The organism is Euzebya pacifica, assembly GCF_003344865.1.
Classification (GTDB): Bacteria; Actinomycetota; Nitriliruptoria; order Euzebyales; family Euzebyaceae; genus Euzebya; species Euzebya pacifica.
The window spans coordinates 1,452,762-1,477,695 of record NZ_CP031165.1 but is presented as its reverse complement, the minus strand read 5'-3'; the positions used below and the strand labels follow the sequence as shown (position 1 = coordinate 1,477,695).

The following is a 24,934-nucleotide window of genomic DNA, read 5'->3' as shown; positions in this document are numbered from 1 at the left end:
GCGGTGACGGTCCGGGTCCATGTCGACGTGGTGGTGCTGAGCCTCTCCCCCGCCAGCGGCGACGAGACCGGCAACCTGACGGTGCAGACGCTCCTCCACGACACGAGGCCCCCGCGGCTGCCCGGCGACGTGCTCGGGGAGGCCGAGGACCTCGACGACGCCGCCCGGCGGGTGATGGGCGAGGTGGGGCTGCACGACCCCCGTCACGTCGAGCAGGTCGCGTCCTTCGGTGCCCCCGACCGGATGCCCGACCAGCGCACGGTCAGCGTCACCCACCTCGCGCTGGTCCACCGCCCGTTCGCCCCCAGCGAGGAGTGGCGCTGGCGGTCGGCGACGGACCGTCCGCAGCCCCTGGCGTGGGATCACGACCGGATCCTCGACGCGGCGCTGGACCGGGTCCGCAGCAAGCTGTCGTACTCCAACATCGCCTACGGCCTGCTGCCGGAGGAGTTCACCATGTCGGAGCTCCAGCAGGTCTACGAGGCCGTGCTCGGGATGGCGCTGGACAAGCGGAACTTCCGCAAGAAGGTCCGTGGGCTCGGCCTGCTGGAGGAAACCGGGGGGATGCGCCGCGGCTCCCACCGTCCCGCAGCCCTGCACCGCTTCACCTCCTCCGAGCTGGTCCTGCTCGACGAGGGCCCCCTGGTGTGACTGCGAGTGGCCCTCAGCCCCGGTCGGGCTGTTCGGCGGGACGGGCGAAGCGGAGGCCACCGCCGCCGGGCAGGTCGACCAGCTCGCCGGCGCGGACGAAGGCGTGCAGGTCGGCCATGGCGGTGCGCAGGTCGACGCCGACACGGGTGGCGTAGTCGCGGACCGTCAGCTCGCCGCGGGCTGGCAGCTCCTCCACCGTCGGGCGACCGCGTTCCGGCGGGGCCGGGCGGGGTTCGGGATCGACGGCATCGGCCGCGGTCTCCAGCGCCAGGGCAACGGCCGCGGTGTGGCGTTCCAGCCAGCGGGTCAGGTCGCCCTGCCGCCGGAGGGTCGCCGCGACCTCGGCGTAGTAGGCGCCGGCGTCGTCGGCCAGCGGCTGCTCGAGGACGGCAGCACCATGCGTGTCGATGCCGCTGGCCACCAGCAGGATGCGGGTGAACGCCCGTGCGACCCGACCGTTGCCGGCCTCGAAGGGCTGCAGCTCCAGCAACCGTTCGTGCACGACACCCGCGAGGATCACCGGCGGGACGGTGATCGCCCGCCGGCTGATCCAGGTACCGAGCGCCTCCATCGCCGCAGGCACCGCGTCCGGCGCGGCGGCGCTGTAGATCATCATCCCCTGGGTGCCGTCGTGCACCGCCTGCTCGGTCACGCGGTACCGACCGATGACCTCGGGCAGCACGAGGCCCTGGCTGATGATGCCGTGGAGCCGTCCGAGGGTGTCCAGGGGGTGGGCCAGCGCGGCGGCCGCCAGCTCGTGCTCGACGTCCTCGACCCGACGGAGGTTGGCGTACTCGACGGCCGCGACCTCCTGGGTCTCCATGGCGTCAAGCTGCAGGGCTCGTGCCCACCCGCCGGTCACCGGCGTGGGCGGCTGCTCCAGCAGCGGGATCCGTCCGGCGTCGACGTCGGCAGCGGTGGACTCCTCCAGCGGGCTGCCGTCCAGCCAGACCGACAGGGCCGCGGCGCGGGGTCGGGCGACGGCCACACGGGCCGCACGACGATCGGGGTCGGCGCCGGCGAGCCGGGCGTTGGCCGCCTGTGCACGGGCGGTCAGGGCCACCAGGTGGTGGGAGTAGGTGATCGGGGAGGTCATGGCGGCGGTCAGGGTGGTCAGCTGCGCTTGCCGTCGAGGCCCAGCGTGCGGGACACGGTCCGCTGCACGTTGGCCTCGCCGATCCGGATGCCGGCGTACACCCCGGCCGCACCGGTGGTGGCGGCCAGCAGGCCCACGGCGGCGCTGCGGGTGACCTGCTTGCGGGTGCGGTTGAACTCCACGACCGGCCATCCCCGCCGGTGGGCGATCGACATCAGCGACCGGTCCGGGTTGACCGCCACCGGATGACCGACGATCTGCATCATCGGCAGGTCCGACGCCGAGTCGGAGTAGGAGTAGCAACGCCCCAGGTCGTAGCCCTTCTCCGCGGCCAGGCGGCGGATGACGTCAGCCTTGCCCTCGCCGTAGCAGAACGGCGCGGCCAGCTGTCCGGTGTAGACGCCGTCGACGATCTCGCTCTGGGTCCCCAGGCCGCCGGTGATCTCCAGCGCCGAGGCCAGCTCGCCGACGATCTCGATGGGGCTGGCGGAGATGATGTAGACGTCGCGTCCGGCCTCGCGGTGCATGTCCAGCAGCGCGTCGGCCTCGGGACGGATCTGCGGGAGCAGCTCCTCGATGACCTGCGGCGCGAGCGACGTCAGCGTCTGGGCCTCGACCCCGGCGACGGTCGCGAGGATCCGGTCGCGGATGGCCTCGGACTGCTCGTCGCTGGCGCCGAAGAGCTTGAACATCAACGCGGCGGACCCGTCGACGAACAGCCGGCTCATGGGCAAGAGGCCCTCGCGGTACGCCGCCTTGCCGAAGTAGAAGGCGGACGAACCCGACATGAGCGTGCGGTCGAGGTCGAAGAATGCGGCAGCGGGGGTATCGGGCATGACGAGGCTGGAGTCTGCCATCCCGGCCGTGCAGGTGCGCATGCACCGTCGGGCCCCACGCGATGTGTCATGCTGGCCGGTCATGGCTCAGGGATCGACAGACCGCATGATGGGCGACGATCGCGCTGGCGTACCGCTGGAGGTGGTCGACGGCCTGCTGGCCACGATTGCGCAGGTCCTCCACGACCGCCCGGTCCAGCAGCTCGTGGCGGCTCGGCTGCTGCTGGAGTCCTCCGGCGGGTCCGGTCCGATGTTCGACAAGGGGCTGAGCGCGGTCTCGACCGGTGGCCAGCTGTCCCGCGACATCATGTGGGCCGTGACGCGGGTCCCGCTCGAGGCCGACGCGTTCGAGCTGCACCTGCAGGACACCTTCGAGCGTGCGGCCGACCCCGAACAGGGGCTCGAGATGCGCGTGACCGCCCCGACCGAGCTGCCCACGGTGGTGGTGGAGGGGATCGTGCACGCCTGTCACGACGTCGTGGCCGACGCGGTCATGCGGGGCGGGTCGCTGCGACGGCTCGACGCCGCGGGGGAACCCGGCCGCCTGCGCATGACCGTGGTGACCCGCGACGGCCGCGAGGACGGCCCCTGGGTCGAGCTCGCCCGTCGTCGGGTTCGCCTGGGCGGTGGACGGCTGACCGTCGAGCGCGACGGCGAGGACGTCGTCACGGTCCTCGAGGCCCCCTGACCCACGACGCGTGTCGGATTCTGGGCCGCCCGCCGCAGTTTCCCGACACGCGCTCGGCCGGCGTCAGAAGGGGAGGGCCTCCGCGGCCGTGTCGGCGCGTTCGTCGTCCCAGCGCTGCTTCTCCGGACAGGTGGGGGCCAGCCCGCACCAGCGACAGGCCGGGCCCGCCGTCAGGTGGACCGCCTCGGGGCGGTCGGTCAGCCGCAGCGCCGTGTTCAGTCGCTCGGCCAGCATCCGCGCGGCGGCCTCGAGCACGTCGTCGGTGACGTCCTCGTGCTCGAAGGCCCCCTCGTCGATGTAGACGGTCGCAACCCGGAACGGGGCCTGGCCGTACTTCAGGGTCGCCAGCAGGGCGTAGATCCGCATGTCGGCGCGGTCCTTGCCCGACCGTGCCCCGGTCTTCAGGTCCGCGAGGAGCATCCGGCGTTCGTTGGGGTGCGGGCGTCCGAGCACCAGGTCCGGCTTGCCCTTCACCGTGACCGCGCCCGCCCCGAACCGGGCGGCGATCGTGGGCTCCCACACCATGGACCACGATCGAGGGAGGGGAGGGAACACGGCGCGGAACTCCTCCACGGCGGTGACCGCGTCGGCCTTCATGCGTTCGGACTCCAGGTGCGTGAGGTCGCTGGTGAACGCCAGCGCGGAGTCGCCGGAGTGGCGGAACTGCTCCCACGAATCGTCCATCAGGTCGACCACCGTGTGCTGGCGGCCGGTCTGGTGGTCCAGCTCGATCGACCCGTGGACCAGCTGGCCACGCACCGTCGGGGCCGACCACTCGAACGGGGTGGCCAGCATGTCCAGGTAACGACCGTCGCAGCCCAGGGCGTCCAGCTTGGTCTTCCCGAGCACGACGCGCTGGGCGTCGGCCGGCCGTCCCTCCACGGCCTCGGCGATGCGGCTCTCGACCATGGCGCGGATGCGTCCGGCACGCTCGGGGTCGAAGGGTGGTCGTGGGGTCCCCACCGCCATGAGGCCCTCGACCATGCGGCGCTGCGCGGGGGCCAGCTCGTCCAGGTCCAGCCCGCCGACCACGGTTCCGCCGGGCACCGCTCCCCCGTCGGTCATCGCCAGTCCTTGCGCTCGACCTCGGTCCGGGTCGCCTCGAGCTCGTCGTCCAGCGCCCGCCATGCCTCGATCCGGTCGGCCAGGACCGTCCCGTCCTCGACCGCGCCGGTGACCCCGCACCCGGGTTCGCGTCGATGGCTGCAGTCGGAGAACCGGCAGCTCTCGGCGGCCTCGGCGATCTCGGGGAAGACGGCATCGAGATCGGCCCACCCCGGCCACAGTCCCACGGCACGCACCCCCGGCGTGTCGAGCAGGGCACCGCCGGTCGGCAGCGGCAGCAACGTGCGCCGGGTGGTCGTGTGGCGACCCTTGCTGTCCCCCTCACGCACGACACCGACGGCGGTGGCCTCGTGGCCGAGCACGGCGTTGACCAGCGAGGACTTGCCGGCCCCGGACTCACCGAGCAGCACCAGCGTGCGACAGCCCTCCGTCATCGCATCGAGCTCGTCGATGCCGACGCCGCTGTTCGCGCCCGTCACGAGTACCTCCTGGCCGATGGCCGCCTGTCGGAGCTGGCGGGCCACATCGCCATCGGGGTCCAGGTCGGACTTGCTGAGCACGACGACCACCCGTGCCTCGCTGCCGTGGGCGACGGCCAGCTGTCGCTCCAGCCGGCGGGGGTTGATGGGCCGGTCGGCGCCCTGCACGACGGCGACGACGTCGGCGTTGGCGGCGAGCACCTGCGGGGCGGCACGGTCGGCCGGATCCCGCCGAACCACGGCAGAGCGTCGATCCAGGACGCCTGCGATGACGGGTTCGTCGATGTCGGCGACGTCGGCGAGGACCACCCAGTCCCCCGTCGCCGGCGCACGCATCGGATCGCGTTGACGGGCCTTCGTCACCGCGAACAGCCGGCCGGCACGGGTGAACACGTCGAAGCCCACCCGGTGGGTCCGGGCGATCCTCCCTGCGCGCGGGTCGGTGCCCGCGCCGACCTCGGCGTCGTGCTGCAGGTCGGCCCAGCCGGCGTCCCAGCCCAGCCCCTCCAACCCGAACAGTTCGCCGCCCTGGACCGCGGTGATGGCCTCGTCGCTCATCCGTCCTCGGGCCGGCGAGGGTTGCGCCGAACGTCCAGCACCTCGACGTCGATCACGTCCGGCGGTTCGGAGCCCGTGCCGCTGCCTGACCCGGGGGTGCTGCGCGGCGGTGGGGGCGACGTCGGCGGCTCGGCGTCGCTGTCCCGCCGGCCGCGTCGGCCACCGCGTCGCCGCTCCCTGCGGCCGGCGTTGGCGTCCACCGGACCCCGGTTGCCCAGCAGGAACATCGACCCGAGCGGACCGGAAGCGATCGCGAAGCGTGTGATGAGCAGCCGGTTCAGCAACGAGCGCGTCGGCCCGAGCACACAGGCGAGGCCGACGATGTCGGTCACGAACCCGGGCGTCAGCAGCAACGCCCCGCCGAACAGGATCAGGGCGCCGTCCACGACCTCCGACGCCGGGGCCTTGGCCTCGGCCAGCGCCTCCCCGAACCGACGCCAGGCACGGGTGCCCTCCTGCTTGACCAGCATCGCCCCGAGGATCGAGTCCGCGACCAGGATGGCGATGGTGTAGGGCCAGCCGAGCAGGTCCTGGACCTGTCCGATCACCGTCACCTCGACCAGCGGGATGACGACGAAACAGAGGACGAGGACGAGCGCCATGGGTCAGGAGGCCTTCGCGTCGGCGTCGGCGTCCTCGGACGTGCCAGCATCGGACTTGCCGCCCTTGGAGGACTCCACCGACGCCTTGAGGGCCGCCATGAGGTCCAGCACGGAGGCAGGTTCGTCCTCCTCCACCACGGCGATCTCCTCGCCCTCGACCTTGGCCTGGACCGCGTCTATCACGCGGGTGCGATAGGTGTCGACGTACTCCTCGGGCGAGAAGCTGCCGGAGTAGTTCTCGATCAGCGTCAGCGCCATGTCGACCTCGGCCTGGCGCGGCTCGGGGATCTCGTCGATGCCCACGTCGGACAGCGAGAACTCCCTGATCTCGTCGGGCCAGTGCATGGTGTTGAGGACCAGGACCGGCTCGTCGTCGCCGGCGTCGTCATCCCCCTCGGTTCCGGTGCCGGGCCGTTCGACCAGCCGCAGGACGGCCATGTGCTCCTTGTCGCGCATGGTGACGCGGCACAGGGCGACCTTGCCGGACTCCTTCATCGCCGACGACAGCAGGGCATAGGCCTTCGCGCCGGTCTCCTCGGGGCCCAGGTAGTAGGGCTTGTCGAAGTAGATCGGATCGATCTCCTCCAGCGGCACGAACGACTCGATGTCGATGACCCGGCTGGACTTGGGGCGGAGCGAGGCGATCTCGTCGGGCTCGAAGACCACGAAGCGGTCCTTCTCGTACTCGAACCCCTTCACGATGTCGTCGTAGCCGACCTCGGTGTCGTCGGCCTTGGCGACGCGCTTGTAGCCGATCCGCGAGTTGTCCCCGCGGCGCAGCTGGTTGAACGACGGGGACTTGTTCTCCGTCGCGGTGTACAGCCCGACCGGGATGGTGACCAGGCCGAAGGACAACGTGCCTTTCCACAGGGTTCTCGGCATGGTCCCACTATCGCGGCTGACCCGGGGGTGCGCCATGCCCGCCCACAACCGACGGCTCGGACCCAGCGCGACCACCCGCAGAAGCCAGTTCAGTTCACGTGCAGGAGACCGTGGGGTGCGTGTCGAACGAATGGCCACCCGGGGGATGTGTGCATCTCTCGCCTCATCACCTTCTGCAAGGAGCACAAACGACATGAAGCGCTTCCCGGCCCTCCTGATGGCCATCCTCGTCATCGGCGCCCTCGCCCTCCCCGCGGGCGCCGCCCCCGAACCCGCCCAGAGCTACGACCTGGACGACGAAACCAACACGACCGCCTCGTTCACCAGCGAACCGCAGGTCGGCACCAACGTCCCGTTCTTCCTCGACGGCACCGCGACTGAGTACTCCTGCGAGGGCACGCCCGAGGCCCAGTGCGAGCGCGTCTTCCTGGCCGTTCGTGGCCTGACCGACACCGAGATCGCCGACAACCCGACCATCACCGACACGGTGAATGTGACCGTCGTCATCGACAACTACTCCGTGCCGGTCGCGGACTTCGACCTGCGGGTCTACCACTCCGATGTCGACGGCAACATCTACGACCAGGCCGGCGATCAGTCGGGCAACAACCCCGGCGACGCGGAGAGCGTGTGGGCGTCCACCAAGACCACGGCGGCCAACCCGGTGAAGTACCTGATGGTCGAGGTCGTCGTGTTCGCCTCGCCCGGCAGCACCTACGACATGGACATTCGCGTCAGCTAGCCACCAGCGCGCTCGACGGCCCGGCCCCTTCGGCCGGGCCGTTGTTGTGTCCGCACCCAAGGCGTCCACACGACGCCGGGCGGAGGCTCGAGAAGTGGTGGCGCGACCCCACCACCGGGGTCTACATTGCTCCGATTCCGCATCGTGACGAGGTAGGGGGGCCCAGATGCCAGGAAAGCTCGAGACCGTGTTGGTGGCGTTGGCGACGACAGCAGCGTTGGCGGCGCCGGTGGTGGGGCAGACACAGTTCCCTGCCGACACCCTGGCCGTGGTCAAGGAGGAGACCGGGATCTCCAACGTGGAGATCGCCGTTGCGCTGAGCCAGTCGACGTTCGCGGCCCCGCCCTCCAGCGTGGTCGTCAGCCGAGACGACGAGTTCGCCGACGCCCTGGCGTCGGGGGTCATGCAAGCCGACCGACCGCTGCTGCTGGTCCCGACCAACGGACCCATCCCTCCACAGGTGCGGGAGGAGATCGAGCGGCTTGATCCCGCCGCCGCCGTGGTCCTCGGCGGAACCGCAGCCGTGTCGACAGCTGTCGAGCAGGAGCTGCAGGCCATGGGGCTGGCAACCGACAGGCGAGCGGGCGGCTCCCGCATCGAGACCGCGATCGCCGTCGCCCAGGCCGAGGCACCGCAGGCCGACACCGTCATCCTGGCCCGCGCGTTCGGCGCCGCTGGGGCCACCGACCCGTCCCAGGGGTTCGCCGACACCCTCGCCGGTGGGGGGATGGCCGCCGAGACCGGCTGGCCGATCCTGCTGACCGCCACCGAGGCCCTCACCCCAGCCACCCGTGCCTACCTCGAGGCCAGCCCGGTCCGGACCGTGGAGATCCTCGGCGGCACCGCCGCGATCAGCCAAGCGGTGGAGGAGGAGCTGCAGGCGATGGGCATGGTCACCGAGCGGCTGGCCGGGGACAGCCGTGCCGGTACCGCGATCGCCATCGCCGACAAGCTCGGCGCCCAGACCGCCGCGGATGTCGACCGGGTCGTCCTGGTGCAGGGACAGACACCCGATGCGTGGGCCGGCGGGTTCGCCGCGGGTGCCCACTCTGCGGCCTTCGATGCCCCCATCGTGCTGGCCACCGGGACCCAGCTGCCGCCGGCCACGGTGGAGTGGCTCGAGGCCGGGGCGGGCGGCTGGGCGCAGGACCCCCAGGGCATCCGCATCACCTGCGTGACCGTCCCGTCGGTGTGCGAGCAGGCACGGCTGGCGCTCGGCCTGCCCCCGGCCGAAGACGGCGGGATCACGTTCGACCCGCCCGCCGGCTCGACGGTGGATGCCGCCCAGCCGATCACCGCTACGCTCTCCGCCGCCGAGGGGACCGTCGACGAGGTGTTCGTCACCGGCACGTGCCTGGGGCCGAACAGCGTCACCACACCGATCCGTCCTGACGACCCCGGTCCGTTGCCTGGCACCATGCTGACGCTGGCGGTCAGCGCCGCCGTCCCCGCAGGACCGTGCGACTTCGAGATCCGAGTCGAGCCGATCGAGGGCGACCGGCAGACAATGACGGTCACCTTCATCGCCAGCGGCCATAACCGCATCGACCTGCTGTCCGTCGGCCCGGACGGAACCGGCGTGGGTGGCCGAGACCCCAGCACCAGCGCCGACGGGTCAGTGGTCGCCTTCACGAGCGAGGGACAGGTCCTCGCCGACGTTCCGGCCGGCCGCCACCACGTCTACGCATGGATTGACGGACAGATCGAGCTCGTGGACGTCACCCCCTCAGGGGACCCGGGCGTGGCGCCGTGCAGCAACTGCAGCTCGCCGAACCTGTCAGTCGCTGCCGACGGGGGCTCGTTGATCTTCACCTCGCTCGACGACTCCCTGGATCCGGCGGGGCCTGTCGATGGCGGCGGCAACGGTCACATTGCGTATCGACGGGATCTCGATGCAGGCGCAACCACATTCGTGTCCTGGGACAGCGAGGGCAACCCGATCACGGTCGACCAGGTCGATATCGACGCTGACGGCTCGGTGGTGACCTACCAGGGCCAGGGGCGCGCACCGAGCCCCACCGGTAGCGGGGGGCTCAGGACGGGCTTCTGGATCTTCTGGCACGACCTCGACTCCGGGAACGTCGGCGTCGTGGCCAACCCCTCGACCGGGGAACCGGTTGGGAGCAACCCCACCGACCGGGCAGAGCTGTCCGGAGACGGCCGCTGGATCGCGTTCACCACCGACGAGGCCCTCCTTCCCGAGGACATCAACGATGGCGAGGACACCTACGTGTTCGACCGCCAGACCGGCGCCGTCGAGGCGGTGTCGGTTGACCCGGACGGCAGAACCGGGAACACCGCCGACATCAACGCCGGCGACTACCGCGGCATCAGCGGCGACGGGCGGTACGTCGCGTTCGACTCCAGCTCCACCGACCTGATCCCCGGGACCGAGGTCGTGGCCGGCGCCGTGTACCTCCGCGATCGGGAGGCCGGGACCACCACCCTGCTGAACCGTCTAGCCGATGGGTCGGCGGGCACGAGCCCGATCGCATCGTCCCGTGTGCAGATCTCCGCCGACGGCACCCACGTGGCCTTCGTCAGCAGCGAGGATCTCGTCAACCACGACGAGGCAGGTTGCGGCGTATACCGCTACACCATCGCGACTGGCCAGCTGATCCGCGTCGACCTGGGGGAGATCGTGCACGGAGCGGCCAACTGCCCGAACGGGATCGGCGTCGCCGACACCGGGCAGGTGGTGTTCGACGAGGTCTCAACCCACCACGTGCATGCCGACCCCGACGGTCATGCGGAGGTGTACCGCTGGAACCCCAGCTGACCCTCCCGCGGTCAGACGGGCCATGATGGGGACCCGTGGTCACCACCATCGACTTCCCCCAAGCCCTGCCGGTCACCCAGACCGGGAAGACGTCGTGGCGGCTGGACGTCGACGGGGTCAGCCAGAAGGTCACCAACCTCACCAAGCCCTACTGGGGGCCGGAGGGGTACACCAAGGGCGACCTGCTGGCCTACTACTTCAACGCCGCCCCGTGGATCCTGCCGTTCCTCGCCGACCGGGCGCTGACCCTCAAGCGGATGCCCGACGGGGCAGACGGCGACTTCTTCTACGCCAAGAACGCCCCCGGGCACGTGCCCGACTGGATGCCCCGCGCCCCCGTCGTCAGCGACGGCGACGGGACGAGCGGCACGGGCAAGGTCATCGAGTACCTGATGGCCCAGGACACCGCCAGCCTGGTGTACGTCGCCAACCTCGGCTGCATCGAGATGCACCCGTGGCACTCCCGCGTCGACATGCTCGGCCATCCCGACTACGCCTTCTTCGACCTCGACCCGATGGAGGTCGGCTTCGACGTCGTCAAGCAGGTCGCCGGGCTGATCCGCGTGGTCCTCGAGCAGCTCGGACTGACCGGCTACCCACGCACGTCCGGCGCGACCGGCATCCACATCTACGTGCCGATCGATCGGGTCCACACGTTCGCCGAGGTACGGGAGCTGATCACCCGGCTGTGCCGGCTGGTCAACCGGGCCGACCCCGAGCGCACGACGATGGAGTGGCAGATCAGCGACCGCACGGGGAAGGTCTTCCTCGACGCCGGCATGAACACCGAGGGGCGCAACATCGCGGCGGCCTACTCCGTCCGTCCCCATCGCGGGGCGCCGGTGTCGATGCCGCTGCGCTGGGAGGAGCTGACCACCGACGTCGAGCCGCAGGACTTCACGATCGCCAACGTCTGGCCCCGGCTGGAGGAGGTGGGCGACGAGTTCACCGCGGTGCTCGCGGGCGGGCAGACCCTCTGGTCGGCCATGGAGGCCGTGGGGCTCAGCGTCGACGCCGACCGCCGAGGCCCCTCCCACTCCCTCCGCAAGGACGCCGCCACCGCCGCAGACAACGGCACGATCGGGGCCGAACCCGCCCATGCGCGAGTTGGGCCCCGATCGCGCCGGCAGCCACCCGGCCCGGCCGACCCTCCAGCCACCCCGGACGGCCCCGACGACCACCCCGACCCCGGTGAGCTGTCGACCTACACCTCGATGCGGGACTTCGCCGTCACCAACGAACCCGCCGGCGAGGCCCCCCGGCCGGGCGACGACTCGCGGTTCGTCATCCAGCACCACCTGGCCACCCGGCTGCACCACGACCTGCGGCTGGAACGGGGCGGCACGCTGCGCAGCTGGGCGCTGCCCAAGGGGCTGCCGCTCGTGCCCGAGCTGCCGCACCTCGCCATGCAGACCGAGGACCACCCGCTGGAGTACCTGACCTTCCACGGCGACATCCCCGAGGGTGAGTACGGCGGTGGGGCCATGCGGATCTGGGACACCGGCACCTACGAGACCGTCGAGTGGGAGGACGGCAAGGTCACCTTCCGCCTGACCGGCCACCGCCACCGGGGCGAATGGCACCTCTTCCGGGTGGGGCGGGGCGAGAAGGGCAAGCGGGAGTGGCTGGTCACCCGCGCCAAGTCCGACCTGATCGAGCTGCCCGACCCTCCACCCGTCATCGCCCCCTGTCTTGCCACCGGCGGGGGAACCCCCTTCGACGACGACGACTGGCTGTTCGAGGTCAAGTGGGACGGGGTCCGGGCCGTCGCGACGGTCCAGCGGCCGGGCGCCGGAACCAAGGACAACAACGACGGGATCACCCGGCTGGTCAGCCGCAACGGCAACGACATCTCCCCCGCGTATCCGGAGCTGTCGGGCCTGTGGGAACGGGTGCTGGCGTTCAACGCGGTCCTCGACGGCGAGGTGGTGGCCCTGGGTCCCGACGGCCGGCCCTCCTTCGGCCTGCTCCAGCAGCGCATGCACCTGCGGGGCCGTGACCGGGTCGACCGAGCCCGCCGGGCCACGCCGGTGCACTTCATGGTCTTCGACCTCCTGGCCCTGGACGGTCAGTCGCTCGTGGCGATGCCGTTGGAGGATCGGCTGGCGCTGCTCGACGACGTGCTCGTCCCGAGCCGGACGATCGTGCGCAGCGACGTGATCCCCGGCCGGGGAACGGCGCTGTACGCCGCTGCCGAGGCCCAGGGCCTCGAAGGGGTCGTGGCCAAGCGACGCACGTCGCGATACCTGCCGGGGCGTCGCTCGCCCGACTGGCTGAAGGTCAAGGTTCGTCGCACCGCCGAGGTGGTCGTCGCGGGGTGGGTGCCCTCCTCCACCGGCGCAGGCGACCTCGGCAGCTTGGTCGTGGCCGCTCACGACGACGACGGCCTGCGCTACATGGGACGGGTCGGCACTGGTTTCGACGCGGCCGAACGGACCCGCCTCAAGGACCTCCTCGACCAGCGTCCACGCGTCGACAGCCCGCTTGCCGACGATGGCGGCGATGCCGAGACACGCTGGACCGACCCGATCCACGTGGCCGAGGTCGAGTACGGCGAGGTCACCGGCGAGGGCCGCCTGCGCGCCCCCTCCTACCGTCGGCTGGTCGACGACGCCGACCCGGCGTCGGTGACCCGGGCCGCCGTACGCTGATCCCCGTCCCTCGGAGCGTCAGTCCGGCACGTACGGGCTGAGCCGACGACCGAGGGCGTCCAGCGTCGCCCGGACCGCCGCAACCTGCCGGTCGTGGCGGACCCGGCAGACCCCGAGCAGCTCCTCCGGGCCGTCCGGGCCGGCATCGACCAGCTCGACCCCGACCAGCACCACCTCGGGCCCCTCGCCCTGCTCGTGCAGGTGCTGCACGAACGCGATCTCGACCTGCACCGAACGGGGGAGGAACTGCGCGACCGCCACGCACGTTGCGCGGCAGGCGGCCCCCAGCAGGTCGTCGCCCTCGACCTCGGCGACCGCGTCGGCGATCCAGCCGTCCAGGTCGAGGGTGACCTCGATGCTGCGGCCATCGGGAGCGGGTCGTACCACGCTGATGACGGGACGAAAGACGGGGCCGTTCATCACGGGGCGGTCACCACCGGAGGATCCTGAAGGTCTCGGCAAGGTCCACGGCCACCTCGGCGCCCGCCCGAGCGGCCATCTCGCGCAGCCACGGTTCGGGGTCGCGCTCCCCGAGCTGGGACACGTGGCAGCGCAGGGCCGCGATCTTGGTCTCGAACGTCTCGGTCACGTCGACGCGGTCGGGCCCCGCGCCGAAGCCCATCAACCACAGCTCGCGGATGTCCCACGGCTCCAGCCCCTCCTCCAGCAGGGTCGGGTCCCACAACCTGGTCGAGGCGGCCGGGTTGATGCAGTGCATGACGAGGTCGCCGACCGCCCGATGATCGGGGTGGTTGATGCTCCCGCGCGGGGTGATCCGCATCTCGGGGTCGAGCGTCAGGACGATCTGTGGCCGGTGCCGTCGGATGGCGGCCGCCACGATGCGCCGCGCCTCCAGGGACGGTTCCAGCCAGCCATCGAGGTACCCACCCCACTCCAGATCGGTCACGCCCAGCAGCTTGCAGGCCGCCGTCTGCTCCAGGTGGCGGTTGGCCGCAAGCAGCTTGCGGTTCATGTCGGGGTCCTGTGATCCGCTGGCCCCATCGGTCATGACGAGGTAGCGCACGTCGACCCCGGCGGCAGTCCACCCGGCGATGGTCCCGGCCGCCCCGAACTCCGCGTCGTCGGGATGGGCGATCACGACCAGCGCACGGTCGACCCCGTCGAGGCCCGACGCGGGGTCCCAGCTGCGTGGTGTGCTACTCGCCACAGCCCTGCCCGGCCAGGACGGACTGCACGAGGTCCTCGTCGGCCAGGCCGTCGAGGAAGCCGAAGAACCGGCCGCCGGAGTCCTCCAGGGCGTAGGTGGGACCGAACTCGTCGTCGAAGAACTCCACCTGGTCGCCGAACTGCACCTCGAGGTCGAACACGGTGGTGGCACTCGGGACGATGGGCTGGCCCGGTGCGTCCCCGAGGACGGCGTAGGGGGCGATGGTGGAGGGCAGCTCGGCGAAGGCCGTCCAGGCCGCAACGTGGGCGAAGCCCGAGGCGTAGGGCGACTCGTCGAGGATCGTCAACGACAGCCCCGTGTACTCCACGATGCGGTAGGCCGTGCCCGGCGCAGGGCAGCCCGCGTCGATGGGGATCGAACCGGTGTCGCTGATCGGCGCACCGATCGCCGCATCCAGCGCCGCGGCCAGCTCCTCGTAGGTGGTGCCGAACGGGTAGTAGTCGGCCCCGATCAGGAACCCGCTGGACAGCAGCTCGCCGGTGCCGAACCCGTCGTCGGCGGGTTCCTCGGCGGGGGGCTCCTCGGTGGTCGGTGTGGCAACGGGCTCGGGGGCGTCGAACTGCGCGACCCACCCGACCGCCGACAGGTTGGCCGCGGCGGAGCACGCCTCGTCGTCACCCAGGCCGCAGAGGTCCTCGATCTCGACCAGCTGGTCGTTGGTGAGCTGTGGCCCCACGAACGCGCACCAGTCGCGGGCGCCCTGCGCGCAGTACCCGAGGGCCTCGCCGATCTCCGCCGACACCCCGGCCAGGAACGGTTCGGCGGGTGCGGCCTCGTCGGGGGGTTCCGGCGCCTCGGGCACCGTCGCGTCCGCCGTCGGGGCGGTCTCGGCGATGGATGGCACGTCGACCGTGGCGACGCTCGACGGCTCCTCGTCCCCGTCGCTCCCACAGGCACCCGCGAGCACGAGGAGGGCGAAGATCAGGGCGAGGACGCGGGTGGGCACGGTGGTTCCGTTCATCACGGTGGGTATTGACGACCGCGATGAGCATAGGAGGGTTAGCCTGTCGGCACTGCATGCCTGTACCTCTCGAAGCCCCTGAACGCGAACGCGTCTCCAACACCGAAACCGTCAACGAACGGGATCGGTTGTGGAACGTCATCGTGTGGAACGACCCCGTGACCCTGATGGACTACGTGGTCTTCGTCCTGCGCAAGCTGTTCGGCTACGACAAGGCCGAGGCCACGCGGCTCATGATGCAGGTCCACGAGGAGGGTCGCGCCGTCGTGTCCAGCGGTCCGCGCGAGCAAGCCGAGATGGATGTCCACCGACTGCACGCCCACGGCCTGCAGGCCACCCTCTCCCAGGACTGACCGTGCGCTTTCCACGACTGGTTCGCCATGCCGACGGCGGGGTTCGCGTGACCCTGCCGACCGCCGAACGTGCACTCCTCGACGACATGGTGCGCACCATCCGCGAGGTCATCGCCGGGGTCGACGCCGACACGCCGCACGACGAGGTCGTCGGACGGCTGTTCCCCCGGGCCTACGAAGATCCGCTGGAGCAGATGGAGTACGCCGACACGGCCATCGACCTGCTCGCCGAGGCCAAGCGCACGATGCTGGACACCTTCGAGGAGTCGTTGCGCGCAGGGGCGGTGCGTCGCGACATCTGGCGCATCGACCTCACCGAGGAGCAGACCGCGGCGTGGCTCGCGGTGCTGCAGGACGGCCGCCTCGTCCTGGCGCAGATCGTCGGGATCCGCACCGAGGAGGACTGGGAGCGGCTGATCGAGGCCGACGACGAAGCCGCGCTGATCCTCGCCTACCTCGGTGAGCTGCTGGGGATGCTCGTGCTGCTGCTCGACGGGGCCCTCCCGGACGAGGAATGACCGAATGGTCCGGGGAGGAACCCGGGCCGTCCGCGTCGAAAGAACAGCACACCACCACTTCCTCGTGGTGGTCGAGCGTTCGTGGGTCCCCGCGAGCCCGAGCCGAGGAGCCGATCCCGTGCGTGCTGCCATCAAGTCCCTGTCCTCCCGTCGCGCCGCCAGCGCGCTGGCTGCTGGCGCAGCCGCCCTGGCGCTGCTGGCACCGACCCCGTCTGTCGCCGAGCAGCCCGTCGAGCAGGCCAGCTTCTCCCACACGGTGACCTCCCTGGCCGCCGACGGGATCGACATCGACATCCAGGTCTTCAAGCCGGCGATGGGTGCTGGCGACACGGTCCCCGTGCTGCTCCACTCCCACGGCTGGGGCGGGTCGAAGAGCACCAACGTCAGCAGCTACCAGGCCGAGCTCGACGCCGGCTACGGCGTCGTGTCGATCACCCAGCGCGGCCACGGTGCCTCCGGCGGCCTGCGCAACGTCGAGGACCCCGACTTCGAGGGCCTCGACATGATCGCGGTCGTGGACTACATCGCCGGCCTCGACTGGGTGGCCAAGGAGTCGCTGGAGCAGGACTCCCCTTGGGCCGACCCGGCCCGCGGTGGCGACCCCGTGCTGGGCGCCTGGGGCGGGTCCTACGGCGGCGGCTACCAGTACGTGCTCGCCCTGACGGAGATGCAGCTGTACGGCGCCACCCGCGTGGACGCCATGGCACCCGACATCACCTGGCACAACCTCAACACCGCCCTCGCCCCCAACGACGTGCCCCGTTCGGCATGGCTGACCCTGCTGTACTCCACCGGCGCCAACAAGGTCGAGCGCTACATCAGCGAGGGCTTCGCCTACGGCATCGCGACCGGGCAGTACGCCGACGGGACCGTTCCCGGCCTGCACGACCTCAAGGCCGAGTTCGAGACGCACGGCCCGGCCGGGTACGTCGACGACAACGGTGACCGGATCCACCTCGACATCCCGATGCTGATCACCCAGGGCTTCAGCGACAACCTCTTCATCTTCAACGAGGCATGGGACAACTTCACCCAGACGTTGACCCCCGAGGCCCGCGACCGCTCGATGCTGGTCGGCTACAACGGCGGCCACGCCCTGCCCAACGTCTACCCGGTCGGCTACGCCGGCAGCGGCGACAAGTGCGACGGCACCAGCGGCACGACCCGACGGGCCTTCTTCGACGCCGCGTTCAACGGCGGTGACACCCGCTTGCTCGGCAACGGCGAGCCGTTCCACTACACCACCGCGTCCAGCGAGTGCCTGCGCCTGACCGAGGCCGACATCGACTTCGAGGCCAGCTACCAGCCGCAGGAGGTCGACCCGACCGGCACGCTCGGCCCGGCCACCGGCGGCGCCACCATGGCCGGCGCCCCCATCTCCCTCGAGCTCGCACAGGGCCCGCTGACCATCGCCGGCGTGCCGGAGCTGTCGGCGGACCTGTACGGCCTGGGCTACGACCAGCGGCTGTTCTTCACCCTGTCCAAGGGCACCAGCCCGGCCAACGCCCAGACGATCCAGAACAACGTCATGCCCTACCGCATGGCGGGCCCGGTGCCGTCGGTCGGCGAGGCCATCGAGATGCGCCTGCCCGGCATCGCAGAGACCATCGACGAGGGCGAGTCGCTGTACCTGACCGTCAGCCCGACCAGCGACATGTTCTTCGGCCACGGCTCCCGGACCCCCGGCTTCGTCGGCATGACCGACGTGACCGTGACGATCCCGACGGTCATCGCCGACTAGACAGGCGTGTCCTGATCGGCCCCGGGCGACCTGTCGTCCGGGGCCGTTTCGTTCGACGCCGCAACATTTTCGTGTCCGGCCACACCCACTCCACAGTTACTGACCGGTAACATGGACGTCGTCATGGATCGCCGAGCCCGACTGAGCGCCCCCCAACGCCGCGAGCAGCTGCTGGCGGTGGCCGGGGACAAGTTCGCCACCCACGGATTCCACACCCTGTCGATGGAGTCCATCGCCGAGGCCGCGGGGGTGTCCAAGCCGGTGCTGTACCAGCACTTCCCCTCCAAGCGTGCGCTGTACATCGCGCTCGTCGACGAGGCGACGGAGGAGCTGCAGCGCCGGGTCACCAGCGCCCTGGAGGGCACGACCGACAACCGCGCCCGGGTACGCGGTGCCATCAGCGCCTTCTTCGAGTTCTGCGAGGACCAGCGCTTCCGGCTGCTGTTCCTCACCGCGGACTTCGCCGACGAGGAGATCGCCCAGCGCGTCGACGCCGCGAAGCAGGGGGTTGCCGAGGCGGTCGCCAAGCTGATCGCCGCCGACGCCGGCCTGTCGCAGGCCGGGGCCGAGCTGCTCGCCACGGGTGTGCGCGGCCTCGCCATCGCCGGGGCGACCTGGTGGGTCGACCATCCCGACATCAGCGCCGACGACGCCGTCGACCTGCTCGCCCGCCTGCTGTGGCGCGGCCTGGGTGGCTTCGAGCGCACCGACTGAGTCAGCGGGGCGGGCTGCTCAACCCGTCGGTTCGGTCGTGCTGCCCTCCGGCGCCGAACGCGGCGCCGCGGCTGCGCTCACCCGGTCCTCGCGAGCCGCCGCCCGCCACGCGAGCGGGGCCAGCACGGTCGCCAGCAGGCCCGCGGCCAGCAGGACGCGCTGGATGCCGAGGGTCGCCGCCAGCACCGGCGCCACCACGATCGGCAGCAGGCTGGCGCCGGAGGAGACGGTCCCGATCAACCCGGTGACGCGTCCCACGTGGGTCGGCCCGGCGGCACGCTGGGCCAGCGTCCGGCTGAGCGGCAGCGCGATCCCGAGGGGGATCGACCAGGTGATCGCGCCGATCAGGACCACCCGCAGGTCACCGGTTGCCACGTACAGCACCGACCCGAGGCCCGACGCCATCACGACCAGGACCCCGTTGCGGAACGTCGTGAACTGTCGGTCCCGTCGTTCCAGCCACATCGATCCGGCGAACAGGCCGACCCCGAAGATCGCGTTGACGTACCCGAGGGTCTCCACGGGCGCCCCGACCACGTCGCGGAAGAACAGGGGCTCGAGCGCGATGAACATGCCGAACGCCAGGCTCGGCAACGCGGCAAGGAACAAGACCAGGCGGATGGCCGGCTTGGTCATGGCAAGGCGCATGCCGTCCAGCACATCGGCGAGCGGGCCGGGGCGGGCGTCGGTGACCGGATCCAACGGCCCCCCGGTCGCGAGCGTGTCGGCCGGGGCCCGTGCGGCATCCCGGTCGGGCAGGTTGATGCCGAGCACGAGCAGGAGTGCCACGAGGCTGGTGACCGCGTCGAACACGAAGATGCCGGAGAAGCCGACCAACGGGAACATCAGGCCGCCCAGCGCCGGCCCGGCCACCAGCGCCAACCAGTTGGCCGACTCCAGCCGGGCGTTGGCCGAGTCCAGCCCGGCGTCGTCGACCAGCGCCGGCGGCAACGACGTGATGGCGGTCTCCAGCACCGCGCCGGCCAGCCACACGACGGTCCCCAGCGCCAGCAGCCTCGGCAGGTCGCTGGCCAGGATCAGGGCGAGGGTCGCCGGGACGAACACGACCTCGGCGCCGATGACGACACGGCGGGCGTCGAACCGGTCGACCAGCGCGCCGCCGCCGACGGAGCCGATCATGGCGGCCACACCGATGATCGCCGACATGATCGCAAGGTCGGTCGGGGTGCCGTCGAACTCGTAGGCCGCCTTGCCCCACAGCCCGATGAAGAACGCCGCCTCGGCCCCCGTGCTGGACACGAACCGCGCGAGGACGGTGAGGTGCACCGACCTCGACGACTGACCCCAGGGTGACGTTCTCACAGCCGGTCGAGACTAGCCGAGCAGGACAGGGCCGTCACCAGCGGCGCCGGTAGGCTCGTCGGGCGATGGACGTCCCCTCGATCGTCACCGCTGTCGTGCTGCTCGGCGCAGGTCTGCTCGTGCTGGCCGGTGCGCTGAAGGTGCCCGTGCCCGACGCGGCGATGGCCACCCTGCACCGCCTCCACCTGCCGTCCGGCCGGATCGCCGCCCGCGCCCTCGGGTTGGGCGAGGTCACCATCGGCGTCGGCGTGGTGATCGTCGGCGGACGGGTCGCCCCGGCGATCCTGGCGGCGGTCTACGCGGTGCTGCTCGGCGTGGCCTCGTGGCAGCGTGCGGCGCAGGTCGACTGTGGCTGCTTCGGGACGACCGCGACCGTCGTGACCCGGACGCACCTGGCCACCAACGCCGTCTTCGCCGTCCTCGGACTTGCCGGTGCGGTCGTGGGCACCGTTCCGCTCGGCACCGTCGCTGCAGATGCAGGTGTCCTCGGCACCCTGGCCGGGGTGGTGCTGCTGGTCACCGCGGTCGGGCTGCTGCGAGCGGTGCTGGTCCGGGCCGCCGACGCCACCGTCGCCTCCTCCTCCCCTGCCGTCCTGCGTTCGGGAAGCCCCGCATGAGCGTCGTCGTTGCCCTGCTTGCCGTCGTCGTGGCCCTGCTGGCGGTCCTCGTGGCCGGGCTGCTGCGCACCAACGCCGAGGTGCTCCGTGCCCTCGACCGGCTGGGTGCAGGCCTGGACGAGGAGGAGGGGGTGACGCGCCGAACCGGTCCCCAACCCGCCGCTGGTGCCCGGACCGGACGCGCCGGGGTCGACCTGTCCGGCGGCACGCTCGACGGGGGCGCGCGGGTCGTGCGGACCGTCGACGTCGAGCACGACACCCTGCTGCTGTTCCTCTCCAGCGGCTGCCTGACCTGCCGGACCTTCTGGGATGCGATGCGCGAGGCCGGTGGACTCGGGCTGCCCAGCCGGATCCGCATCGTCGCCGTGACCAAGGACCTCGACGAGGAGAGCCCGTCGGCGCTGGCCGAGCTCGTGCCCCGTCACGGCGCCTCGGTCGTGATGTCCTCCGCGGCCTGGGCCGACTACGCCGTCCCCGGATCCCCCTACGCCGTGCTGGTGGAGGGCCGTTCCGGCCGGGTGGTGGGCGAGGGCACCGGCACGACGTGGGAGCAGGTCGCCAACCTGATGGCGCAGGCCACGGGCGACCTCGCGTGGGTGGGCGACGACACCCCCCGGACCAAGAAGGCCCGGCGCGACATGTCGGTGGAACGCGACACCGATGCCGAGCTGCTGCGTGCCGGCATCACCCCCGGCGATCCCAGCCTGTACCCCCGCGGCGACGCCGATGGCGACCCCCACGAGGGTGACGAACGGGTTTGACCAGCCCCCCGATCCGGGAACCCAAGGGACATGGCAACGAACCACGGACCCAGCATCAAGGACGACGAGCAGTACGAGAAGCTGCGCGACCACGGGATGAGCAAGTCCAAGGCCGCAGCCATCGCCAACACCGACGACGCCTCGGAGAAGGGCGGCCAGTCGCCGTCCTACGACGAGTGGTCCAAGGACGACCTGTACGACCGAGCGCAGGAGCTCGACATCGAGGGTCGGTCCGACATGACCAAGGACGAGCTGATCGAGGCGCTCCGCTCGACGTGAGCCCTTCCACCACGGCCGCCGAGCCCACGGGCACCGGCGGCCGTTGCCCCGTGCCTTCACCGCCCACGACACCCGACCGGCAAGGACCCCACCGATGAACCCCACCACCATGCCCCCGCTCGGCCTCGGCACCTGGGAGCTGACCGGCAGCACCTGCGTCGACGCCGTCGCCGCAGGGATCGAGATGGGCTACCGCCACATCGACACCGCCCAGATGTACGGCAACGAAGCCGACGTCGGCGAGGGCATCGCCCGCACCGACATCGACCGTGACCAGCTGTGGGTGACGACCAAGCTGGACAACCACAACCACGCCCCCGACAAGGTGATCGCGTCCACCGAGGACTCGCTGCGCCGCCTTGGCCTGGACCGTGTCGACCTGCTGCTGATCCACTGGCCCGTCGAGCTGGACGAGCTCGAGGAGACGCTGGAGGCCATGCAGGAGCTGGTCGACCGCGACCTCGTGTCCAACCTCGGCGTCAGCAACTTCACCAGCGACCAGCTCCGGCGGGCCGCAGAGGCGGCTCGCGTCGTCGTCGACCAGGTCGAGTACCACGCGCTGCTGGACCAGTCGACGCTGCTGGAGACCACCCGGGAAATGGGCATCACCCTGACCGCCTACTCCCCGCTGGCCCGCGGCAAGCTGCTGAAGGACCCGGTCGTCACCAACGTCGCCGGTGCCCGCAGCGCCCATCCCGCCCAGATCGCCCTGCGCTGGCTGCTGGACCAGGACGGCGTGGCCGTCATCCCCAAGGCATCCAGCAAGGACCACCTCCGCAGCAACCTCGACGTGCTCGACATGCAGCCCCTGTCGACCAACGACCGTGCCGCGCTCGATGACCTCCCGAAGGACCAGCGGGTGATCGACCCGCCGTTCGGTCCCGACTGGGACTGACCCACGCGGGCCCCGCACCGCAGCGAACCGAGCAGCCACGCCGACGAGGCCTACCCTCGTCGTCAGTGTCATGCTCCCCAGGCCCCGCCCAGTTGGCTCATAGCCTCGCTGCCTCGCTCTGGTGATGGCTTCCACGCGAAGTGTCGCTGGGTGGGGGCGTCGGACCGGCCGGCGTGACTTGATAGGAGCTTGGCGTTTCCTGACCTCAACTGAGGTGTGTCCACCGACCGGTCCTGTCACCCATCAACGACAGGAGACACATCCCATGATCAGGCTCGGAGTCGACGCGCACAAGCGCACCCACACCATCGTCGCCATCGATGATGCAGGCCGTGTCCTGGATGACATCACCGTGCAGACCACGGTGGCCGGCCACGTGAAGGCCGTCGCGTGGGCTGAACAGCTCGGCGATGAGCGCTGCTGGGCGCTTGAGGACTGCCGGCACCTCACCCGCCGGCTGGAGCAGGACCTGATCCGCGCCGGCGAGGCGGTCGTGCGAGTCCCACCGCGCCTGATGGGCCAGGCCCGCCGCGGCGGCCGCAAGCGCGGCAAGTCTGACCCGATCGATGCCGAAGCGGTCGCCATCGCCGCGCTGCGCAACCCCCAGCTGGCCTCAGCACGACTGGACGGGCCCGAGCGGACCATCCGCCTGCTGGTGGATCATCGTGAGGACCTGGTCACTGAGCGCACCCGCATCCACAACAGGATCCACTGGCACCTACACGAGCTGCGCATCGACGACATCGCCCCCAAGACCCTCAGCCGCTACACGGTGCTCGACGGGCTGACCGCCAGGCTGGCTGAGCACGATGGAACGGTGGCCAACATCGCCACAGAGCTCATCGACCGGTGCCGCCATCTGACCGTGCGGATCAACGACCTGGAGCGGGAGATCGCCGAGCTGACCGCTGCCCAGGCCCCGTCGCTGCTGGCGCTGCCAGGCTGCGGGGCGCTGACCGCAGCCAAGCTGATCGGCGAGACCGCTGGAGTGGATCGCTTTCACTCCAAGGCCGCGTTCGCGATGGTCAACGGCACCGCGCCGATCCCGGTGTGGTCATCCAACCGTGAACGGTTCCGGCTCAACCGTGGCGGCAACCGGCAGCTGAACGTGGCGTTGCACCGCATCGCGATCACCCAGATGCGCATCCACCCCCCGGCACGCGCCTACGTCGACAAGAAGCTTGCCGAGGGCAAGACCAAGACCGAAGCGATCCGGGCGCTGAGACGACGCCTCTCCGACGTCGTCTACCGCGCCATGGTCACCGACCAACAGACCCCTCAACCGGCCCCGGCGACTTGCGTCGCACTCGCCGCTTGACATAGGAGATTCGCGTGGCTGTTCTCGTCCTCGGCATGGTGCTGGCGCTGCTCGCAGCGGTCCGCACCCAGTGGTCCCCCTGAGGCGAGTCGATGCTGTCCAGCATCTCCCCGGTCGGGGAGGCCGCCCGCCAGCAGCGATGGTCACTGACCGTCGCGGCCTACGTCGTCGGGTCCGCAGGGGCGGGTACGGGGACCGGAGCCCTGCTCGGCCTGCTCGGATCCGCAGGGTGGGGGCTCGCCGGTGGAATGCCCTCCGACGGGTCCGTCCTGCTGGTGGTGGCCGGGCTGGCCCTCGCCGGGCTGGTGCTCGACGCGACGACCGGCGTGCCGTCGGTCCACCGCCAGGTCGACGAGCGCTGGTTGACGACCTACCGCGGGTGGGTCTACGGGGTCGGATTCGGGGCCCAGCTCGGCGCAGGGGTGGTCACCATCGTCCCGGCCAGCATCGTCTGGGTCATGTGGGCGACGGCGCTGGTGTCTGGGTCGCCTCTGGCCGGTGCGCTGATCGGCGTGGTGTTCGGGTTGGTGCGCTCGGTGCCGCTGGTCGCCGCAGGCCGTGTCCGGACGGTGGCCGCCCTGCGACGGACACTGGCCACGGTTGATCGGGCACGAAAGAGGGCATCCCTCGTGACCCGCCTCGGCCAGCTGGTCGTGGCCGCTGTCGCCGTCGCGATCGTCCTGCGGTGACAATCGTCCACCGCACCCGCTCCGTCCCCGTCCCTCGAAGGGAGCTGCACGACCCGCATGCAACTTGACGCGCACGGCTTCCGAGTCGCGCTACCGGACAAGTGGGAGGGGGCTGTCCAGCGTGGTGCGGTCGACGAACGGGTGGCGGCCCGGACCCGGCAGGCCGGCGGCGAGGTGCACACACCACCGGTGCTGCACCTGACCAGCGCCTCCCTGCCGGAGGTGCGGGGGGACTACGGCAGCGGTGCGGTGGACCTGCTCGGCGACGACGACGTGTTCATCGCGCTGGTCGAGTACGGCCCCGAGAACCTCGGCACCGCACTGTTCGACACCGGCCCGATGCCCCGACGGCTCTCGGTGGCCGACTTCCAGCCCAACGGCCTCCAGCGGCCGATCGCCGGACAGTCCGGCACCCAGATCTTCTGCACCGAGGCCGGCCGTGCGCTGTGCCTCTACGTCGTCCTCGGCGGCCACTGGCAGGCCCGTCGCCTGCTCAACCGGGTCAACGACGCGCTGTCCCGGATAGACGTGGCCCCCTCGAGGTGAC

General features: G+C 71.0%; 26 protein-coding genes. 16 read left to right on the top strand and 10 right to left on the bottom strand.

The window, feature by feature from the left end; translation table 11 throughout:
- Positions 1–3 precede the first annotated feature (3 nt).
- Positions 4–651 (top strand): NUDIX hydrolase, encoded by a 648-nt coding sequence (locus DVS28_RS06075; protein WP_114590667.1) that lies wholly within the window; start codon positions 4–6, stop codon positions 649–651.
- A 13-nt stretch (positions 652–664) separates the two neighbouring features.
- Here the strand turns inward: DVS28_RS06075 and DVS28_RS06070 are convergent, their stop codons facing one another.
- Together DVS28_RS06070 and DVS28_RS06065 are read right to left on the bottom strand one after the other, a co-directional pair.
- Positions 665–1,747 (bottom strand): Fic family protein, encoded by a 1,083-nt coding sequence (locus tag DVS28_RS06070; RefSeq protein ID WP_164709996.1) that lies wholly within the window; start codon positions 1,745–1,747, stop codon positions 665–667.
- Positions 1,748–1,764: 17 nt separating this feature from the next.
- Positions 1,765–2,604 carry an HAD family hydrolase gene (locus DVS28_RS06065; RefSeq protein WP_216826429.1) on the bottom strand — a complete coding sequence of 280 codons (840 nt, stop codon included), beginning with the start codon at positions 2,602–2,604 and terminating at the stop codon, positions 1,765–1,767.
- Positions 2,605–2,692: 88 nt separating this feature from the next.
- Here DVS28_RS06065 and DVS28_RS06060 point away from each other — a divergent pair, with 88 nt between their 5' ends.
- Complete coding sequence (locus tag DVS28_RS06060) at positions 2,693–3,271, top strand: hypothetical protein (RefSeq protein ID WP_216826428.1); 579 nt, start codon at positions 2,693–2,695, stop codon at positions 3,269–3,271.
- Positions 3,272–3,334: 63 nt separating this feature from the next.
- On the opposite strand, the gene DVS28_RS06055 is transcribed toward DVS28_RS06060, so the two are convergent.
- Genes DVS28_RS06055 through ku form a run of 4 tightly spaced genes read right to left on the bottom strand, consistent with a single transcriptional unit; the run spans position 3,335 to position 6,857 of the window.
- Positions 3,335–4,336 (bottom strand): PD-(D/E)XK nuclease family protein, encoded by a 1,002-nt coding sequence (locus DVS28_RS06055; RefSeq protein ID WP_164709993.1) that lies wholly within the window; start codon positions 4,334–4,336, stop codon positions 3,335–3,337.
- Complete coding sequence (gene rsgA / locus DVS28_RS06050; RefSeq protein WP_114590662.1) at positions 4,333–5,373, bottom strand: ribosome small subunit-dependent GTPase A; 1,041 nt, start codon at positions 5,371–5,373, stop codon at positions 4,333–4,335. Before rsgA ends, DVS28_RS06055 begins: the two co-directional genes overlap by 4 nt.
- Positions 5,370–5,975 carry an FxsA family protein gene (locus DVS28_RS06045; RefSeq protein WP_114590661.1) on the bottom strand — a complete coding sequence of 202 codons (606 nt, stop codon included), beginning with the start codon at positions 5,973–5,975 and terminating at the stop codon, positions 5,370–5,372. The genes rsgA and DVS28_RS06045 overlap by 4 nt, the downstream gene beginning before the upstream one ends.
- A 3-nt stretch (positions 5,976–5,978) precedes the next feature.
- Entirely contained in the window at positions 5,979–6,857 is an 879-nt protein-coding gene (gene ku, locus DVS28_RS06040) for a non-homologous end joining protein Ku (protein WP_164709992.1), read from the bottom strand.
- Positions 6,858–7,050: 193 nt separating this feature from the next.
- On the opposite strand from ku, the gene DVS28_RS28210 reads away from it, so the two are divergent.
- The 3 genes from DVS28_RS28210 to ligD all read left to right on the top strand — a co-directional run bounded on the left by DVS28_RS28210 (position 7,051) and on the right by ligD (position 13,029).
- Positions 7,051–7,599 (top strand): hypothetical protein, encoded by a 549-nt coding sequence (locus DVS28_RS28210; protein WP_164709991.1) that lies wholly within the window; start codon positions 7,051–7,053, stop codon positions 7,597–7,599.
- A gap of 166 nt (positions 7,600–7,765) precedes the next feature.
- On the top strand, positions 7,766–10,378 hold the full coding sequence (locus tag DVS28_RS06025) for a cell wall-binding repeat-containing protein (protein ID WP_114590657.1): 2,613 nt from the start codon (positions 7,766–7,768) through the stop codon (positions 10,376–10,378).
- A gap of 35 nt (positions 10,379–10,413) precedes the next feature.
- Positions 10,414–13,029 carry a non-homologous end-joining DNA ligase gene (gene ligD / locus DVS28_RS06020; RefSeq protein ID WP_114590656.1) on the top strand — a complete coding sequence of 872 codons (2,616 nt, stop codon included), beginning with the start codon at positions 10,414–10,416 and terminating at the stop codon, positions 13,027–13,029.
- A gap of 18 nt (positions 13,030–13,047) precedes the next feature.
- Here the strand turns inward: ligD and DVS28_RS06015 are convergent, their stop codons facing one another.
- From DVS28_RS06015 to DVS28_RS06005, 3 genes are read right to left on the bottom strand one after another with little or no spacing between them, the layout of a single operon-like run.
- The gene (locus tag DVS28_RS06015; protein ID WP_114590655.1) at positions 13,048–13,449 is read right to left on the bottom strand and encodes a hypothetical protein; all 402 of its coding nucleotides are present in this window, start codon (positions 13,447–13,449) and stop codon (positions 13,048–13,050) included.
- A 10-nt stretch (positions 13,450–13,459) separates the two neighbouring features.
- On the bottom strand, positions 13,460–14,197 hold the full coding sequence (locus tag DVS28_RS06010; RefSeq protein WP_114590654.1) for a PIG-L deacetylase family protein: 738 nt from the start codon (positions 14,195–14,197) through the stop codon (positions 13,460–13,462).
- On the bottom strand, positions 14,187–15,179 hold the full coding sequence (locus DVS28_RS06005) for a hypothetical protein (RefSeq protein ID WP_114590653.1): 993 nt from the start codon (positions 15,177–15,179) through the stop codon (positions 14,187–14,189). Before DVS28_RS06005 ends, DVS28_RS06010 begins: the two co-directional genes overlap by 11 nt.
- 56 nt (positions 15,180–15,235) lie before the next feature.
- On the opposite strand from DVS28_RS06005, the gene clpS reads away from it, so the two are divergent.
- The 4 genes from clpS (at position 15,236) to DVS28_RS05985 (ending at position 18,505) form a co-directional block, all read left to right on the top strand.
- Positions 15,236–15,532 (top strand): ATP-dependent Clp protease adapter ClpS, encoded by a 297-nt coding sequence (clpS, locus tag DVS28_RS06000; protein ID WP_114590652.1) that lies wholly within the window; start codon positions 15,236–15,238, stop codon positions 15,530–15,532.
- Positions 15,533–15,534: 2 nt separating this feature from the next.
- A complete protein-coding gene (locus tag DVS28_RS05995; protein WP_164709990.1) occupies positions 15,535–16,050 on the top strand; it encodes a DUF2017 family protein in 516 nt (171 codons plus the stop codon).
- A gap of 118 nt (positions 16,051–16,168) precedes the next feature.
- Entirely contained in the window at positions 16,169–17,791 is a 1,623-nt protein-coding gene (locus DVS28_RS05990) for an alpha/beta fold hydrolase (protein ID WP_164709989.1), read from the top strand.
- Positions 17,792–17,914: 123 nt separating this feature from the next.
- The gene (locus DVS28_RS05985) at positions 17,915–18,505 is read left to right on the top strand and encodes a TetR/AcrR family transcriptional regulator (protein ID WP_164709988.1); all 591 of its coding nucleotides are present in this window, start codon (positions 17,915–17,917) and stop codon (positions 18,503–18,505) included.
- An 18-nt stretch (positions 18,506–18,523) separates the two neighbouring features.
- Here DVS28_RS05985 and DVS28_RS05980 read toward each other — a convergent pair whose 3' ends face one another.
- Positions 18,524–19,792, bottom strand: a complete 1,269-nt coding sequence (locus DVS28_RS05980; protein WP_216826427.1) for an MFS transporter — start codon at positions 19,790–19,792, stop codon at positions 18,524–18,526.
- Between the two features lie 101 nt (positions 19,793–19,893).
- Between DVS28_RS05980 and DVS28_RS05975 the strand changes: the two genes are divergently transcribed.
- The 7 genes from DVS28_RS05975 (at position 19,894) to DVS28_RS05945 (ending at position 24,933) form a co-directional block, all read left to right on the top strand.
- Positions 19,894–20,445 carry a MauE/DoxX family redox-associated membrane protein gene (locus DVS28_RS05975; RefSeq protein WP_114590647.1) on the top strand — a complete coding sequence of 184 codons (552 nt, stop codon included), beginning with the start codon at positions 19,894–19,896 and terminating at the stop codon, positions 20,443–20,445.
- A complete protein-coding gene (locus DVS28_RS05970; protein ID WP_114590646.1) occupies positions 20,442–21,206 on the top strand; it encodes a hypothetical protein in 765 nt (254 codons plus the stop codon). The genes DVS28_RS05975 and DVS28_RS05970 overlap by 4 nt, the downstream gene beginning before the upstream one ends.
- Positions 21,207–21,236: 30 nt before the next feature.
- Positions 21,237–21,485 carry a DUF7218 family protein gene (locus tag DVS28_RS05965; RefSeq protein WP_114590645.1) on the top strand — a complete coding sequence of 83 codons (249 nt, stop codon included), beginning with the start codon at positions 21,237–21,239 and terminating at the stop codon, positions 21,483–21,485.
- Positions 21,486–21,579: 94 nt separating this feature from the next.
- Positions 21,580–22,380 (top strand): aldo/keto reductase, encoded by an 801-nt coding sequence (locus DVS28_RS05960; RefSeq protein WP_216826426.1) that lies wholly within the window; start codon positions 21,580–21,582, stop codon positions 22,378–22,380.
- Positions 22,381–22,645: 265 nt separating this feature from the next.
- Positions 22,646–23,698: an IS110 family RNA-guided transposase gene (locus DVS28_RS05955; protein WP_114590488.1), complete on the top strand. Its 1,053-nt coding sequence runs from the start codon at positions 22,646–22,648 to the stop codon at positions 23,696–23,698.
- Between the two features lie 92 nt (positions 23,699–23,790).
- Entirely contained in the window at positions 23,791–24,387 is a 597-nt protein-coding gene (locus DVS28_RS05950; protein WP_114590644.1) for an urease accessory protein UreH domain-containing protein, read from the top strand.
- A gap of 57 nt (positions 24,388–24,444) precedes the next feature.
- On the top strand, positions 24,445–24,933 hold the full coding sequence (locus DVS28_RS05945) for a hypothetical protein (RefSeq protein WP_114590643.1): 489 nt from the start codon (positions 24,445–24,447) through the stop codon (positions 24,931–24,933).
- Position 24,934: the final 1 nt, after the last annotated feature.

Excerpts from the sequence above, each read along its gene's own strand:
- DVS28_RS06070 (WP_164709996.1), bottom strand. The coding sequence starts at position 1,747 with ATGACCTCCCCGATCACCTACTCCCACCACCTGGTGGCCCTGACCGCC.
- DVS28_RS06065 (WP_216826429.1), bottom strand. The coding sequence starts at position 2,604 with ATGGCAGACTCCAGCCTCGTCATGCCCGATACCCCCGCTGCCGCATTC.
- DVS28_RS06060 (WP_216826428.1), top strand. The coding sequence starts at position 2,693 with ATGGGCGACGATCGCGCTGGCGTACCGCTGGAGGTGGTCGACGGCCTG.
- DVS28_RS06055 (WP_164709993.1), bottom strand. The coding sequence starts at position 4,336 with ATGACCGACGGGGGAGCGGTGCCCGGCGGAACCGTGGTCGGCGGGCTG.
- rsgA (WP_114590662.1), bottom strand. The coding sequence starts at position 5,373 with ATGAGCGACGAGGCCATCACCGCGGTCCAGGGCGGCGAACTGTTCGGG.
- DVS28_RS06045 (WP_114590661.1), bottom strand. The coding sequence starts at position 5,975 with ATGGCGCTCGTCCTCGTCCTCTGTTTCGTCGTCATCCCGCTGGTCGAG.
- ku (WP_164709992.1), bottom strand. The coding sequence starts at position 6,857 with ATGCCGAGAACCCTGTGGAAAGGCACGTTGTCCTTCGGCCTGGTCACC.
- DVS28_RS28210 (WP_164709991.1), top strand. The coding sequence starts at position 7,051 with ATGAAGCGCTTCCCGGCCCTCCTGATGGCCATCCTCGTCATCGGCGCC.
- DVS28_RS06025 (WP_114590657.1), top strand. The coding sequence starts at position 7,766 with ATGCCAGGAAAGCTCGAGACCGTGTTGGTGGCGTTGGCGACGACAGCA.
- DVS28_RS06015 (WP_114590655.1), bottom strand. The coding sequence starts at position 13,449 with ATGAACGGCCCCGTCTTTCGTCCCGTCATCAGCGTGGTACGACCCGCT.
- DVS28_RS06005 (WP_114590653.1), bottom strand. The coding sequence starts at position 15,179 with ATGAACGGAACCACCGTGCCCACCCGCGTCCTCGCCCTGATCTTCGCC.
- clpS (WP_114590652.1), top strand. The coding sequence starts at position 15,236 with ATGCCTGTACCTCTCGAAGCCCCTGAACGCGAACGCGTCTCCAACACC.
- DVS28_RS05985 (WP_164709988.1), top strand. The coding sequence starts at position 17,915 with ATGGATCGCCGAGCCCGACTGAGCGCCCCCCAACGCCGCGAGCAGCTG.
- DVS28_RS05975 (WP_114590647.1), top strand. The coding sequence starts at position 19,894 with ATGGACGTCCCCTCGATCGTCACCGCTGTCGTGCTGCTCGGCGCAGGT.
- DVS28_RS05970 (WP_114590646.1), top strand. The coding sequence starts at position 20,442 with ATGAGCGTCGTCGTTGCCCTGCTTGCCGTCGTCGTGGCCCTGCTGGCG.
- DVS28_RS05965 (WP_114590645.1), top strand. The coding sequence starts at position 21,237 with ATGGCAACGAACCACGGACCCAGCATCAAGGACGACGAGCAGTACGAG.
- DVS28_RS05960 (WP_216826426.1), top strand. The coding sequence starts at position 21,580 with ATGAACCCCACCACCATGCCCCCGCTCGGCCTCGGCACCTGGGAGCTG.
- DVS28_RS05955 (WP_114590488.1), top strand. The coding sequence starts at position 22,646 with ATGATCAGGCTCGGAGTCGACGCGCACAAGCGCACCCACACCATCGTC.
- DVS28_RS05950 (WP_114590644.1), top strand. The coding sequence starts at position 23,791 with ATGCTGTCCAGCATCTCCCCGGTCGGGGAGGCCGCCCGCCAGCAGCGA.
- DVS28_RS05945 (WP_114590643.1), top strand. The coding sequence starts at position 24,445 with ATGCAACTTGACGCGCACGGCTTCCGAGTCGCGCTACCGGACAAGTGG.